The sequence below is a fragment of the Micromonospora desertarenae genome, assembly GCF_056150265.1.
Map to the genome: position 1 here is coordinate 231,865 of NZ_JAXCFQ010000006.1, position 15,164 is coordinate 247,028.

Annotated in this window: 9 protein-coding genes and 2 pseudogenes; 9 read left to right on the forward strand and 2 right to left on the reverse strand. The window is 75.7% G+C overall.

Features of this window, described 5'->3' with window-relative positions:
• Positions 1–123: 123 nt before the first annotated feature.
• Entirely contained in the window at positions 124–558 is a 435-nt protein-coding gene (locus SM577_RS15315; RefSeq protein WP_302918168.1) for a DUF4307 domain-containing protein, read from the reverse strand.
• 196 nt (positions 559–754) lie between these two features.
• On the opposite strand from SM577_RS15315, the gene mca reads away from it, so the two are divergent.
• The 9 genes and pseudogenes from mca (at position 755) to SM577_RS15360 (ending at position 9,983) form a co-directional block, all read left to right on the forward strand.
• Positions 755–1,636 (forward strand): mycothiol conjugate amidase Mca, encoded by an 882-nt coding sequence (gene mca, locus SM577_RS15320; protein WP_474587156.1) that lies wholly within the window; start codon positions 755–757, stop codon positions 1,634–1,636.
• 48 nt (positions 1,637–1,684) lie between these two features.
• Positions 1,685–1,978 (forward strand): hypothetical protein, encoded by a 294-nt coding sequence (locus tag SM577_RS15325; RefSeq protein ID WP_302918166.1) that lies wholly within the window; start codon positions 1,685–1,687, stop codon positions 1,976–1,978.
• A gap of 218 nt (positions 1,979–2,196) precedes the next feature.
• Positions 2,197–4,686 (forward strand): putative bifunctional diguanylate cyclase/phosphodiesterase, encoded by a 2,490-nt coding sequence (locus tag SM577_RS15330; protein WP_302918725.1) that lies wholly within the window; start codon positions 2,197–2,199, stop codon positions 4,684–4,686.
• A 40-nt stretch (positions 4,687–4,726) separates the two neighbouring features.
• Positions 4,727–5,957 (forward strand): annotated as a pseudogene (locus tag SM577_RS15335) (thioredoxin domain-containing protein); the annotation flags it as partial.
• A 53-nt stretch (positions 5,958–6,010) separates the two neighbouring features.
• A pseudogene (locus SM577_RS15340) lies at positions 6,011–6,721 on the forward strand (hypothetical protein); the annotation flags it as partial.
• A 37-nt stretch (positions 6,722–6,758) separates the two neighbouring features.
• Positions 6,759–7,946, forward strand: coding sequence for a 5-(carboxyamino)imidazole ribonucleotide synthase (locus SM577_RS15345; RefSeq protein ID WP_302918164.1), 1,188 nt, complete (start codon positions 6,759–6,761; stop codon positions 7,944–7,946).
• Positions 7,947–8,042: 96 nt separating this feature from the next.
• Positions 8,043–8,534 (forward strand): 5-(carboxyamino)imidazole ribonucleotide mutase, encoded by a 492-nt coding sequence (gene purE, locus SM577_RS15350; protein ID WP_302918163.1) that lies wholly within the window; start codon positions 8,043–8,045, stop codon positions 8,532–8,534.
• Between the two features lie 116 nt (positions 8,535–8,650).
• A complete protein-coding gene (locus SM577_RS15355) occupies positions 8,651–9,196 on the forward strand; it encodes a VOC family protein (RefSeq protein WP_302918162.1) in 546 nt (181 codons plus the stop codon).
• A complete protein-coding gene (locus SM577_RS15360; RefSeq protein ID WP_474587157.1) occupies positions 9,180–9,983 on the forward strand; it encodes a MerR family transcriptional regulator in 804 nt (267 codons plus the stop codon). The genes SM577_RS15355 and SM577_RS15360 overlap by 17 nt, the downstream gene beginning before the upstream one ends.
• Positions 9,984–10,089: 106 nt before the next feature.
• Here the strand turns inward: SM577_RS15360 and SM577_RS15365 are convergent, their stop codons facing one another.
• Positions 10,090–15,024, reverse strand: a complete 4,935-nt coding sequence (locus tag SM577_RS15365; RefSeq protein WP_474587158.1) for an SCO7613 C-terminal domain-containing membrane protein — start codon at positions 15,022–15,024, stop codon at positions 10,090–10,092.
• Positions 15,025–15,164: the final 140 nt, after the last annotated feature.

Consider the following 15,164-nt stretch of genomic DNA (forward strand, 5'->3'; position numbering starts at 1 on the left):
CGATCTCCTCAGATGTGCGTGGCTGGCTGACAGGTGAACTTCCAAGTTACCAGTGCGGTACGACACGAGGTGTCGCCGATCACCACCGGTGCCCGTTCCGGGCGCCGGCCGTACCGCGCCGGCTCAGCCGGCCGGGCGGCAGCGCAGCACCTCGCCGATGAAGGGCCGGCCGCTGGTGGCCAGGCGGTGCACGGTGCTGACGTGCCGCTCGCCGGGCGGGGCGGACACGGTCACCTCCTCGCGGGCCACCTCGGCGCCGGCGTGGTCCCGGGCCCGCAGCACGCAGACCGCCGATCCGCCGTCCGGCACGGTCACCCGGAAGTTGACCATCACCTGGTTGTCCGTGATGTCGGTGTACGTGATCACCTGGGCCTGGTAGTTCGGATCGCCGTACTGCCGGTAGAGCCGGACCGAGACCAGGCCGAGCAGCGCCAGCAGGACCACCGCCAGCAGCGCCGCCAGCAGCGGGCGGCGGCGGCCGGGCTGGCGGCGGCGGCCGTACCGCCCGGGCGGGAAGACGGGCGTGCCCGGGGGGATTGTGGCGTGCGTCTCGGTCACCGGCGGGTATCTCCTGGCGTTGTTGTCGGCGGTATCGGCAAGAATGAGAGTCCATCCTCCCGGCCCGGCTTCGCCACTCAAGGATGACACCTCGGTGCCGGCGGTCCTCGGGGCGGGGGAGGATTTCGGCAGGTCACCAGGCCAGCAGGCGGTCCCGGGCGCGGGCCCGCCGCTGGGCACGAACGAGGAGCGCACGTTGGCAGAGCAACTGCGACTCATGGCCGTCCACGCCCACCCGGACGACGAGTCGAGCAAGGGCGCCGCGACCATGGCGAAGTACGTCGCCGAGGGGGTGGACGTCCTGGTCGTGACGTGCACCGGCGGCGAGCGCGGCAGCGTGCTCAACCCGAAGCTCGACCGGCCCGACGTCTGGGCCAACATCGGCGAGATCCGCCGCGCCGAGATGGACGCCGCCCGGGCGATCCTCGGCGTCGAGCAGGCCTGGCTGGGCTTCGTCGACTCGGGGCTGCCCGAGGGCGACCCGCTGCCGCCGCTGCCCGAGGGCTGCTTCGCCCTGCAGGACGTCGAGGTGGCCGCCGGGCCGCTGGTGCGCCTGATGCGCGAGTTCCGTCCGCACGTCGTCACCACCTACGACGAGGAGGGCGGCTACCCGCACCCCGACCACATCTTGTGCCACAAGGTCAGCGTGGCCGCCTTCGAGGCGGCCGGCGACCCGGAGCGCTACCCCGAGCTGGGCGCGCCGTGGCAGCCGCTCAAGCTCTACTACGACGTCGGCTTCTCCAAGGGCAAGATCATGGCCCTGCACGAGGCGATGCTGGCCGCCGGCCTGGAGTCGCCCTACCAGGAGTGGCTGGAGCGCTGGGAGGACCGGCCCGACAAGGGCAGCCGGATCACCACCCGGGTCGAGTGCGCCGAATACTTCCCGGTCCGCGACGACGCGCTGCGCGCCCACGCCACCCAGGTCGACCCGGACGGGTTCTGGTTCCAGGTGCCGATGGAGCTCCAGCGGCGCGCCTGGCCCACCGAGGACTTCCAGCTCGCCCGGTCGATGGTCGACAGCCCGCTGCCCGAGTCGGACCTCTTCGCGGGCGTACGCGAGACGGCGCATGCCCGCTGACCCGGCCCGGCGTTACGCTGGGTGCCAGTCGCACATCGGAGGATCGCCATGCTGACCGCTGCCCAGGTGCTCGCCCAGAACAACTTCGGGGACACCCGCACGGGTGGCCTGGCCGGCCCGATGGGCCTCTTCCTCATCCTGCTGCTGGGCACCGCCACCATTCTGCTGATCCGCAACATGAACTCCCGGCTGCGCCGGCTGCCGGACCGGTTCCCCGGCCAGGCGCAGTCGGGTGAGCCGGGTCGGGCGGACGCCGCAGTCGCCGATCCGACAGACGGGACCGCCTCGCAGGATTCATCCTCGACCGCTCCCAACGGGCGCCAGCAGGAGCGCAACGGCTAGTCCCGGCATGATTCACGCCGAACCGGGTCGTCGCCCCCTGTTGCGGTCACCGGGTTTGGCTTAGCCTTCCGCCGGGGGGACCACGCGTCCCCGAGCCGTGCGCGGGAGGGGGCGCCGATGACCGTCACAGTCGCGGCCGCCCGCCGTACCCTCCGCAGGTGGGCGGGAGGGGGTCGGTGACCTCCGATCGGGCCGGCGAGGAGTTCGACCGGCTCGGGTTGCGCGGCACGCCGCCACGGGTGCTCCTGCTCACCGCCGCCGTCGCGGTCACCGCGCTGGTCGCCGCGACGGTGGGGCTGACCCTGCCGGCCCGGCTGCCGGCCGACGACCCGCTCGGCGGCCCGGCCCGGTTCGGCGTCGCGGTCGCCGTCCTCGCCCTCGCCCAGTTGGCCCGGCTGCGGTTCCGCGCCGCCGCCGGCATGGTCAGCATCACCTGGGGCGAGGCCGCGCTGATCATCTGCCTCTATCTGGTGCCGGCCGGCTGGCTCCCCGCCGCCACCCTGCTCGGCGCCGGGCTGGCCTGGTCGGTGATCTCGCTGTTCGGCGAGCGCCGCAGCGCCCTCGAGGTGGTCCGCATCGCGGTGTCGCTCAGCGCCGCCACCGCGCTGGCCGTGTCGGTCACCACCGCGTTGGGCCAGCCGCTGCTGGCCACGCCGACGCCGGCGCTCGCCCTCGCCGTGGTCGCCGGCTCGGTCACCTACCTGCTCGCCAGCGCCTGGCTGGGCGGGGTCACCCTGGCGCTGCGGCACGGCGTGCCGATCGGGCCGCCGCTGCTCGCCGCGCTCCGCGGCAAGCTGCTGATGTTCGTCGGCAACGTCGCCGTCGGGCTGACCGTGGTGACCCTGCTGGAACTCGACGCGCACTGGCTGCTGCTGCTCCCGCCGCCGCTCTGGTTGCTCCAGCAGACCTACCGGCACCGGCTGCGGGCCGACCGGGAGCGGCGCGCCTGGCGGGCCTTCGCCGAGGCCACCGCCGCGCTCAACCAGCTCGACGAGCGGGGGGTCGCCACCGCGGCGGTGACCGGCGCGGTGACCCTGTTCAACGCCGAACTGGTCGACGTCGACGTGGCCCGGGGCGACGGCCGCTGGCGCCGCTACCGGGCCGACGCCGCCGGCCAGGTGGTGGACCGCGAGGTCGGCCCGCCCGGGCCCGCCGAGCCCGACGAGCACGAGCTGGTCCGGGCCCTGACCGTGGGCACCGCCCGGGTCGGCGAACTGCGGGTCCGGTTCCCCCGGTCGGCGCCGCCGAGCTCCCGGGAACACGACGCGGTGGCCGCCTTCGGCGACGCCCTCGCCGCCGCGCTGCACGACGCCGCGACCCACCGGGAGCTGCGGCTGGTCACCGCCCGCTCGTCGTACGAGGCGGTGCACGACCAGCTCACCGGCCTGGTCAACCGGGCGGCCATGCTCAGCAAGGGCGACCAGGCGCTGCGGCAGCTCGCGCACGACCACCCGGTCGCCCTGCTGCTGCTGGACATCAACCAGTTCAAGGAGGTCAACGACACCCTCGGGCACGCGGCCGGCGACCAGCTGCTGCGGCTGACCGCCAGCCGGCTGGGCACCCTGGCCCGCCCCGGTGACCTGCTCGGGCGGCTCGGCGGGGACGAGTTCGCGCTGCTGCTCACCTCGGTGCCGGTGCTCGGCGGCCGGACCGCGCCGATGGCGTACGCGCTGCGCCAGGCCCGCGAGATCGCCGAGCGGCTGGCCGCGCCGACCGAGGTGGCCGGGGTGCGGATGTCCGTGGAGGTCTCCGTCGGCGTGGTGGTCGCCGACGCCGGCACCGCCGACCTGACCGAGCTGCTGCGCCGCGCCGACATCGCGATGTACCAGGCCAAGGAGGGCGGCGGCAGCGTCGCCGCGTACGACTCGGCCCGGGACGCGGCCAGCACCGACCAGCTGGCCCTGCTGGCCGAGCTGCGCGAGGCGCTGGCCGCCGACGACCAGTTGGTGCTGGCCCTGCAACCGGCGGTGGACCTGGCCAGCGGGGCGCCGACCGGGGTGGAGGCGCTGATCCGCTGGCGGCACCCGCGCCGCGGCTGGCTCGGCCCGCACGACTTCATCCGTCCGGTGGAGAACAGCGAGCAGCTGGGCACCTTCACCCGCTACGTGCTGGACAAGGCGCTCTCGGTGGCCGCCGGCTGGGCCCGCGAAGGGCTGGAGATCCCGATCTCGGTGAACCTCTCGGCGCGCAGCCTGCTCGACCCGCGGTTGCCCAGCGAGATCGCCGACGCGTTGCGCCGGCACCAGGTCCCGCCACACCGGCTGGTTCTGGAGATCACCGAGACCGTGGTGATGAGCGAGCTGGAGGTGATCGACGAGGTGCTCGCCACCCTCCGCGCGATGGGCGTGCAGCTCGCGGTGGACGACTTCGGCACCGGTTTCTCCTCGCTCACCTTCCTCACCCGGATCGCCGTGGACGAGCTCAAGGTGGACCGGTCCTTCGTGATCCGGATGGCGGACTCCCCGGAGGCGGCGGCGATCGTCCGGACCACCGTCGGGCTCGCCCACGAGCTGGGGCTGCGGGTGGTCGCCGAGGGGGTGGAGACCGCCGAGCAGCGGACCGCCCTGGCCGAGCTGGGCTGCACCGCCGCCCAGGGCTACCACTTCTTCAAGCCGATGCCGGCCGACAAGATCGGCGCCGTCCTCGGCACCCTGCTCGACGAGGCCCGCCCCAACGTCTTCCCGCTGCGCGCCGACGACGCCTCCTGACCGACCGGCGGGTTCGGCTGCGGCTGGTTATGGTCGTCGGGTGAACCGACTCGCCGACGCCACGAGCCCGTACCTGCTCCAGCACGCCGACAACCCGGTCGACTGGTGGCCGTGGTGTGAGGAGGCGTTCGCCGAGGCGAAGCGGCGGGACGTGCCGGTGCTCGTCTCGGTCGGCTACGCCGCCTGCCACTGGTGCCACGTGATGGCCCACGAGTCGTTCGAGAACGAGCAGGTCGGCGCGCTGATGAACGACGACTTCGTGTGCGTCAAGGTGGACCGGGAGGAGCGGCCGGACGTGGACGCGGTCTACATGACCGCGACCCAGGCGATGACCGGCCAGGGCGGCTGGCCGATGACCGTCTTCGCCACCCCGGACGGCACCCCGTTCTTCTGCGGCACCTACTACCCGCGGCCCAACTTCGTCCGGCTGTTGCAGTCGGTGGCCACCGCGTGGCGCGACCAGCGCGAGGCGGTGCTGCGGCAGGGCGCCGCGGTGGTCGAGGCGATCGGCGGCGCCCAGGCCGTGGGCGGGCCCACCGCGCCGCTGGACGCCGGGCTGCTCGACGCCGCGGCCGAGCAGCTCGCCACGGAGTACGACGAGACGAACGGCGGCTTCGGCGGGGCGCCGAAGTTCCCGCCGCACATGAACCTGCTCTTCCTGCTCCGGCACCACCAGCGCACCGGTTCGGCGCGCAGCCTGGAGATCGTCCGGCACACCTGCGAGGCGATGGCCCGGGGTGGCATCTACGACCAGCTCGCCGGCGGTTTCGCCCGCTACTCGGTGGACGCGCACTGGACGGTGCCGCACTTCGAGAAGATGCTCTACGACAACGCGCTGCTGCTGCGGGCGTACACCCAGCTCTGGCGGCTCACCGGCGATCCCCTCGCGGCCCGGATCGCCGCCGAGACGGCCGCCTTCATGATCGACGACCTGGGCACCCCCGAGGGCGGGCTGGCCTCCGCGCTGGACGCGGACACCGAGGGGGTCGAGGGGCTCACCTACGCCTGGACCCCGGCCCAGCTGGTCGAGGCGCTGGGCGAGGAGGACGGCCGGTTCGCCACCGACCTGTTCGCGGTCACCGAGCAGGGCTCGTTCGAGCACGGCACCAGCGTGCTGCGGCTGGCCCGGGACACCGACGACGTGGACCCGGCGGTGGCCGACCGCTGGGCGCGGGTCCGGGCCCGGCTGCGGGAGGTGCGCGACACCCGGCCGCAGCCGGCCCGCGACGACAAGGTGGTCGCCGCCTGGAACGGGCTGGCGGTCACCGCGCTGGTCGAGCACACCGCGCTCACCGGCGACCCGGTGACCGCCGCCGCGGCGACCCGGATCGCCGAGGTGCTCGCCGACCGGCACCTGGTGGACGGCCGGCTGCGCCGGGTCTCCCGGGCCGGCGTGGTCGGTGAGCCGGCCGGGGTGCTGGAGGACTACGGCTGCGTCGCCGAGGCGTTCTGCGCCGTGCACCAGCTCACCGGCGAGGGACGCTGGCTGGAACTGGCCGGCCGGCTGCTGGACGTCGCGCTGGACCGGTTCGCCGCACCGGGTGGCGGCTTCTACGACACCGCCGACGACGCCGAGCGGCTGGTCACCCGGCCGGCCGACCCCACCGACAACGCCACCCCGTCCGGCCGGTCGGCGATCGTCGCCGCGCTGGTGGCGTACGCGGCGCTGACCGGTGAGCCGCGCTACCGGGAGGCGGCCGAGGCGGCGCTGGGCACCGTCGCGCCGATCGTCGGCCGGCACGCCCGGTTCGCCGGGTACGCGGCCACCGTGGGCGAGGCGCTGCTCTCCGGGCCGTACGAGATCGCGGTGGTCACCGACGAGCCGGCCGGGGACCCGCTGGTCGCCGCGGCGCACCGGCACGCCCCACCGGGGGCGGTGATCGTGGCGGGCCGGGCCGACCAGCCGGGCGTGCCGCTGCTCGCCGACCGGCCGATGCTCGACGGGCGCTCCACCGCGTACGTCTGCCGGGGTTTCGTCTGCGATCGCCCGGTCACCGACGTGGACGACCTGATCGCCCAGCTCGCCGGCCGGTAGGGAGGGTGGCGGCCCGGCCGGATAGGCTGGCGCCGCTATGGATTCCCGTACCGGTCTGCCTGTAGTCGGCATGGTGGGCGGCGGCCAGCTGGCCCGGATGACCCACCAGTCCGCGATCGCCCTCGGCCAGTCGCTGCGCGTGCTGGCGCTCGCCCCGGACGACGGCGCCGCGCTGGTCGCCGCCGACGTCCAGTACGGCGACCACACCGACCTCGCCGCGCTGCGCACCTTCGCCAAGGGCTGCGACGTGGTCACCTTCGACCACGAGCACGTGCCGAACGAGCACATCCGCACCCTGGCCGCCGAGGGCGTGAAGCTCTTTCCGCCGGCCGAGGCGCTGCGGTACGCCCAGGACAAGCGGGCGATGCGGGAGCGGCTGACCGAGCTGGGCGCGCCCAACCCGGCGTGGCGGCCGGTCGGCGAGCCCGCCGACCTGGTCGGCTTCGGCGACGAGGTGGGCTGGCCGGTGGTGCTCAAGGCGGCCAGCGGCGGGTACGACGGCCGGGGCGTCTGGGTGGTGGACGGGCCGGCGCAGGCCGCCGAGCTGGCCGGCACCCTGCTGGCCGGCGGTACCCGGCTGATCGTCGAGGAGCGGGTGCCGCTGCGCCGCGAACTCGCCGTGCAGGTGGCCCGCTCGCCGTTCGGGCAGGTGGCCGCGTACCCGGTGGTCGAGACGGTGCAGCGGGACGGCATCTGCGTCGAGGTGCTGGCCCCGGCGCCCGACCTGCCCGAGGACCTGGCGGTCGCCGCCCAGCAGCTCGCCATCGACCTGGCCACCGCGCTCGGCGTGGTCGGCCTGCTCGCGGTCGAGCTGTTCGAGGTCGTCGACTCCGCCGGCCGCCCGGCGATCGTGGTGAACGAACTGGCCATGCGACCGCACAACTCCGGCCACTGGACCATCGAGGGCGCCCGCACCTCGCAGTTCGAGCAGCACCTGCGGGCGGTGCTCGACTACCCGATGGGCGACACCGCGCTGACCGCGCCGGTGGTGGTGATGGCGAACGTGCTCGGCGGCGAGCCGGGTGGGATGTCGATCGACGAGCGGCTGCACCACCTCTTCGCCGCCGAGCCGGGGGCGAAGGTGCACCTCTACGGCAAGCAGGTACGCCCCGGGCGGAAGATCGGGCACGTCACGCTGCTCGGCGACGACCTGGACGAGGTACGGACCCGGGCCGCGCGGGCTGCCCGCTGGCTGCGGGAGGGTCGCGGTGAGCGCGAGGAGTGAGCTTGCGAGCCCCGCAGTCGCGAACGGAAGGCCGGCTCGGTGAGCGCGAGGAGTGAGCTTGCGAGCCCCGCAGTCGCGAACGAAAGGCAGGCACCAGTGAGCACGGTCGGGCTGATCATGGGCAGCGACTCGGACTGGCCCACCATGAAGGCGGCGGCCGAGGTGCTGGCCGAGTTCGAGGTGTCCTACGAGGTCGAGGTCGTCTCGGCGCACCGTACGCCGGTGAAGATGATCGAGTACGGCCGGGCCGCGGCCGACCGCGGCCTGAAGGTGATCATCGCCGGGGCCGGTGGTGCGGCGGCCCTGCCCGGCATGGTCGCCTCGGTCACCCCGCTGCCGGTGATCGGCGTGCCGGTGCCGCTGAAGCACCTGGACGGGATGGACTCGCTGCTCTCCATCGTGCAGATGCCGGCCGGCGTGCCGGTGGCCACCGTGTCGATCGGCAACGCCCGTAACGCCGGGCTGCTCGCCGTCCGGATCCTGGCCGCCGCCGACCGGGCCCTGCTCGACCGGATGTCGGCCTACCAGGCCGACCTGGAGCAGTTGGTGGCCGAGAAGGACGCCGCCCTCCGCGCCTCGCTGGCCTGACCCGCCCGGCCCCGGCACCGCCGCCGGTTCGGGCGTGCCCGGCCATCGCGTTCGCCCGGACGGCTTCCCGGATCCGGCTTGACCCTCACGGTGCGTGAGGCCGGAGGGTGGGGTGCATGAGCGACTACTACAACGCTTTCGAGATGAGTCCCGTGCCCGCGCCCGGCCCGGACGCGGTGGCGCCGGAGCCGTTCCGGGGCATCTACGGGATGCCCGCGTTCGCGACGATCCCCACCAGCGATCTGGCGGCGTCGGTGGACTTCTGGGTGCGTGGGCTCGGGTTCTTCGAGCTGTTCAGCATCCCCGGCACGCTGGTGCATCTGCGCCGGTGGGCGTTCCAGGATGTACTCCTGGTCTCGGCGGAGAGCGTTCCGGCGCAGGCGCCGGCGCTGAGCCTCAGCTTCGCGTGCGTGCTCAGCCAGGTCGACTCCATCGTCGAGGCCTGTCGCGCGGTGAACCCGGACTCGGTCGACGGCCCGCGGGACACTCCCTGGAACACCCGCGACGTGGAGGTGGTCACCCCCGAGAACGCACGGATCATCTTCACCGCGGCGAAGCCGTTCGATCCAGCCAGTCAGGAGGCGCGGAACCTTGCAGCCATCGGGATCACCCCACCGGGCGTCGGTCGCGGCGACGACGCGGAGCATGCCGGCGGCCACTGACGCCGACGGCCTGACCGTCGGTCAGGTCTCCACGCGGCTGGGGGTGACCGTCCGCGCGCTGCACCACTGGGACGACATCGGTCTGGCGCGGCCGTCGCTGCGCACGCCCGCCGGATACCGGCTCTACACCGCCGGTGACCTGGAACGCCTGCAGCGCATCGTGGTCTACCGGGAGATCGGCCTGGAGCTGGAGCGGATCCGGGCCGTCCTGGACGACCCGGCCGCGGACGTGCCGGGCGCGCTGCGCGCGCAGCGCGCCCAGGTCGCCCAGCGGATCGACCGCCTTCAGCAGCTCAGCGCCGGCCTGGATCGGATGATCGCCGCCCACGAGCGCGGCCTGCTGCTGACCGCCGAGCAGCAGGCCGCGATCTTCGGCCCCCAGTGGAACCCGGACTGGCCCGCCCAGGCCCGTCAGCGCTACGGAGACACGGCGCAGTGGCAGCAGTACGCCGAACGCTCGGCCTCCCGCAGTCCGGAGGAGTGGCGGGCCGTCGCCGACACGGTTGCCGACTTCGACAGGGCCCTCGCGGACGCGATGGACGCCGGTGTCGCGCCGGGCAGCCCGGAAGCGAACCACCTGGTCGAGCGGCACCGTGAGGTGTTCGCCGCGTACTTCCCCCTCACCCGGCAGATGCAGGTCTGTCTCGGCCGCACGTTCGAGGCCGATCCGGGTTTCGCCGCCCACTACGACGGCATCCGCGCGGGCCTGGCCACCTGGTTCCGGCAGAGCATCGACGCCAGCGCACGCGCCCACGGCATCGACCCCGACACCGCCGGCTGGCAGTAGGGCGGGGGTCGGAACCCGCACTCGCGGCGGCGGCCCGGCGGGCGCGGCCCCGGTGGCAGCCGCGTAGGCTGCCCGCCCGGGCCGACGCCCACCGGGCCCCTCCGCCTCACCGCATGCCGCGCAGCGCGGTCTGCAACCGTTCCTGGGCCCGGCGGCGCCGCTCGTTGCTCGCGCCGAGCACCAGCAGCAGGATGCCGACCGGGATCAGCGCCAGCCACGGGCCGAAGGCGAACAGCGCGTGGATCGCGGTGATCGCGGTGACCGTCGCGCCGACGATCACCGGGGCCTGCTGCTGACTCATCGAGCCGAAGACCAGCACGGCCACCGCGCCGAGCAGCAGCAGCACCTGCCGCAGGGTGCTGGAGTCGGTGGCCAGCACGATCGCCAGGGTCGGCAGGAACGCGGCGACCAGCGCCGGCCCGTACGCCACCCAACTGCTCAGGTCGGCGCGCTGCCGCAGCTCCAGGACGCCGACCAGCAGGGCCAGCGCCGCGAACGGCAGCGTGTACGCCTCGGGCAGCGCCACGTCGGCGACCCGCATCAGGATCCACCAGGCGCTGATCTCGCAGGCCACCACCGCCCAGAACAGGACCCGCCGCTCCACCGGCCGGCGGCCTGGACGGGTCGCCGCCACCCCGAGGACCGCACCCCAGGCGGCCAGCAGGGCGGCGATGTGCCGGGGCGAGTCGAAGGCCAGCGCCAGGGCGATCAGCGCGGCGGCGTGCCCGCTCCACTCCACGGTGGCCGCCTCGCGCTGCGCCTCGGGGCGGCGCAGCCGGGGCAGGGTGGCCGCGAACACCTGCAGCGCCGCCCCGACGGCGAGTACGCCGAACGCGGACCAGACCGCGGCCAGCCCGGCGACCAGGCCGGCGGTGAGCACGAAGAGCTGGGCCATCAGCGAGGCGAAGAGCCAGCCGAGGATGCGCGCCCGCTGGTTGGTGCCGAAGAGCGCGGCGACCGTGCCGACACCGACCGCGCCGCCGAGCGTGAACAGGGTCAGGTCCCGGGTGGCCAGGCTGCCGGCGAGCCCGGCGCCGCCGGCCGCCAGGCCGATGGCGAAGACCAGCACCCGGGCCAGCCGCAGCGAGCGGGCCGGCTCGACCAGCGGCGGGGGCGGGGTCAGCGCCAGACCGAGCATCGAGATGGTGAAGACCGAGAGCGCGGCCAGGGTGCTCGTCGGCCAGCCGCTGCCGAGCGCGGTCGGGGTGATCAGCAGGGTCACCGCCGCGCCGGGCAGCACCACCGGCACCGCCCGGGACCGGCGCCCGCCGCTGAACCCGGTGGCGGCCAGCGCCGCGGTCGCGGTCAGCAGCAGCGCGGTCAGCACGTGCGCCGGGTCGACGGCGTCGGGCGGCGGGCTGAGCAGCCCGGGCGGCGGCCCCTGCCACACCCGGGAGAGCGTGGCGTGCGGCTCGACCAGCGCCACGACCAGTGCCGGCGCGATCGACACCAGCGCGATGACGGTCGGCAGGGCGGCCGCGGCGAGGGCGCCGGCCGCCGGGCTGACCCGCCAGCGGCGCCGGGTGCCGTCGTCCGGCAGCCGCCGCAGCGCCCCGTCGAGCAGCACGGACCAGCGCCGTACCGGCTGGGCCGAGCCGGCCGGTGGCTCGGTGGCCCCACGGACCAGTTCGGCCAGCACCCCGAGCAGGCCCGCGGCGGCGGCGTACACGCCCACCGGCAGGCCACTGGGGACGGCGGCCAGGGCACTGATGGTGGCGCCGCCGACCACCGCCGCGCTGGTCCAGGGCAGGTACTGCGGCACCTGGCGGCGTACCGCGGCCACCCCGGCGAGCCCGAGGCTGGACGCGGCCAGCGCGGCGGTCAGCACCACCTGCGGCGAGCGGCCGAACTCGGCCGCCAGCGCGGCGACCGCACCGGGCAGCGCGAGCACCGCCGCCCCGGCCGCGGCGCCCCCGATCTGGGCCAGGTACGGCGGCATGCCGTCGGCCTCGATGTCCGGCACCAGCGGCTCGGCGAGCGACCGGGCCAGCGCCGCCACCACCATCCCGATCAGGGCGATGCTGCCGAGCGCCAGCGCGGTGGTCCACGGCCGGACCAGCCCGGCGCCGGCCGCGTGCAGCGCCACCACGCCGGCCACGGTGGCCCGGGACAGCCCGGCGCGCGCGTCGACCGAGGCCACCGCCGCCATCCCGAAGACCGTGGCGACCATGCCCCCGACCAGCACCGGTGACCACCACGGCAGGTCGAACGCGGCCGGGGCGCCGATGGTGGCCAGCACGGCGGCCACCCCGGACACGTCGTACCGCCAGGGCGGGGGCAGGAGGATCGCGGCGGCGACGCCGAGCAGCGCCAGCGCGACCGGGGCCTGCCAGGTGGCGCCGCCGGTCGGCGCGGCCGGCCAGCCGCTCAGGTCCCCGGCCCAGATCGGCCCGGGGGTGGCCAGGACGCCCACCCCGCCGCGCAGCGCCATCCAACCGGCCAGCACCCCGATCAGCGCCCCGCCGAGGGCGATGCCGAGCACCGGCCCGCGCCGCCACTCCGCCGGCATCGCCCGGGCGGCGACCGCGACCACCAGCACCAGCGCGGCGGCCACCGCCAGTTGACCGCCCGGGGCGAGCACGGCGGCCACCCGGACCAGGGTGGCGATCAGGGCGGCGGTCACCGCGGCCGCTGCCAGGTCGGACCCGTCGAGGGTGAGGTCGGAGCGCCGACCCGCGTCGATCGACGGGGCCAGGAAGAGCAGCACCGCGGCGACCAGCAGCAGCGCGCCCACCCAGGCGTCGGCGACGGTCGCGCCGGGTGCCCCGAACGCGGCAGCGGTGACGACCAGCGCCCCGAGCCCGGTGCCCACCGCCAGCGGGGCCGGGATCTGCCGCTGCGAGACCTGCACGATGGCGGCGTAGCCGAGGGTCACGCAGACCGCGAGGAAGGCGGCCGCGAGCACCGGCACGGTCACCTCGCGCAGGCTGGCCGGGGTGGGCGTGGGTCCGCTGGGCACCGTCGCGGCGACGAAGGCCGCCACCGCCCCGGGCAGCGCGAACGCGGCGCCGCCGGCGGCCCAGGCGGCGAGGGTCTCGGTCGCCGCCGGCGCGAGCCGGACCCGGGGCGCCAGCGCGACCAGGACGCCCGCCGCGAAGAGGGTGAGCAGCACGGCGGTGGTCAACGCCGGCCGGGCCAGCGCGGCACCCGCGCCGAACAGGCCCACCGCGGCGGCGGTGAGCGCGTGCGCCAGCGCGGCCCGTTCCGTCCGGGCGGAGAGCCCGGCCACGCCGATGCCGACCGCGGCCAGCACCAGCGGCCAGGGCGCCACCGCCCAGTCGAGCCCGAAGGAGGCCGGGACGGCGAGCGCGGTCAGCGCCGCGCCGACCACCGCGAACTCCCGACGGATCTCCGGTGGCAGGGCCAGCACCGCGGCGACGGTGAGCAGGAAGGCGCTCGCGGCGAGCTGCCAGGCGGCCGGGCCGACCGCGGCGGCCAGCTCGGCCGGATACCGGTCGAGGTCGGCGGCCCAGGCGGGCAGCGCGGCGCGGACCGGGGCCACGCCGGCCCGCAGGGCCCCGCCGGCCACCACCACACCGCTGACGGTCAGCGCCACCGCGGAGGCGAACTGCGGGCCGCGCCGGGCCGCCTCCGGCAGCGCGCGCACGGCCAGCCCGGTCGCCGTGATCACCGCCGCGATCAGCAGCAGCGACCGGCCGGGCAGGGCCACCGAGGCGACCCGGCCCAGCGCCCCGATCACGGCGAGGGTGAGGATGCCGGCGCCGACGTCCGGCAGCGGCGGCCGGCCCAGCGCGAGCGTCCCGGCCAGCGCCACCGCGGCGGCCAGCAGCAGCACCGTGCCGGCGCCGACCGCGGTGGGCACGGTCTGCGCGCGCAGCAGCGCGGTGACCGCGTACGCGAGGGCGACCGCGACCGCGACGGCGTGCAGCAGCCAGGTCAGCTCACGCAGCCACGGCACCGGACGGGTCGGCGCGGCGTCCGGGCCGGCCGGGCTGGTGCCGGTGAGCACCTCGCCGGCCTCCTCCGGCGCGCCCTCCGGCCGGCCCTCGGGCTGCCGTTGCCGGGGCGCCGCCGGTGCGGCGGCCGGCTCGGCCGGATCCGCCGCCTCCGCCGGGGCGGGCGACGGGAGGTCACGGCGCACCGGCCGTTCCACGGTGACCGGGGTGCGGGCCAGCCACAGGTCGAGGACGGCCACCACGGTCAGCGCCAGCGCCCAGCCGGCCGGTCCGGTGATCCGGTCGTACGCGAACAGTGGCACCACGGGCTGGGCGGCGAGCACGGTGGCGAACCGCGGGGCGCGCAGGCCGGTCCAGTTGGCGTAGCCGAAGGCGACGCCGGCGGTGACCGCGAAGACCAGCCCGGCGAAGACCGCCCCGGAGGCGCCGCTGCCACCGATCCGGTCGACCGCCCAGAGCGCGTACCCGGCCAGCGGCACCAGCAGCAGCCCCACCGCGGCGATGGTCTCGGCGGTGGAGGTGAGCCCCCGGCGGGCCAGCGCGGGCGGGGCGAGCAGCATCAGCACCGTGGCGAGCAGCAGGATGCCCAGCCGGCCCAGCGCGTCCATGGAGCTGGTCGCCACCGCGGCGAAGACCACCGCGGCCACCCCGAGCAGCAGCGCGCCCAGGCCGAGCGGGATGTTCTGCACCTCGCGGGAGGACGCCTCCGGCGGGTGCTCCGGGTTGTCGGCGTCGAGCCAGGTGGCGGTCGAGGGGGGCGGCGGCTCCTCCGGGCCGGGCGGCGGGGTGCCCTGCCGGGGCACCCGGGGCGGGGCGCCGGTGGTGGCCGTCGGCGGTCGGCGGCCCGGCCGGCGGCGCAGCACCCGGCGGGGCCGGGTGGCCTGCTTGAGCCGTTCCTCACCGGCGTGCGCGAGGATGTCCCGCTGGAAGAGCGCGGCCTGCATCTTGGCGGCGATCTGCCGCTGCTCGCTGGCGATGGCGGCCTCGCGGGCCTTCATCTCCGCGATGGACCGCTCGATCTCCGCCAGGTGCTCGATCCACTGTGGCTGCTCGGCCCCGCAGTGCGGGCAGCGGACGGCCGGCTTGATCTCCCGGCCGCACGAGGAGCACTGAAAGGTCGCCACGACACCCCTCCACCCGCACTGTGGACTCCCACTGTCGCAGCATGCCCAATGGCGGCGCGGAATTCGACAGTTGACGGCGGGTCCGGGGCAAACCAGTGACGCGGCCGGCCGCGGAGCGTGCTCCGCGGCCGGCCGTCGGT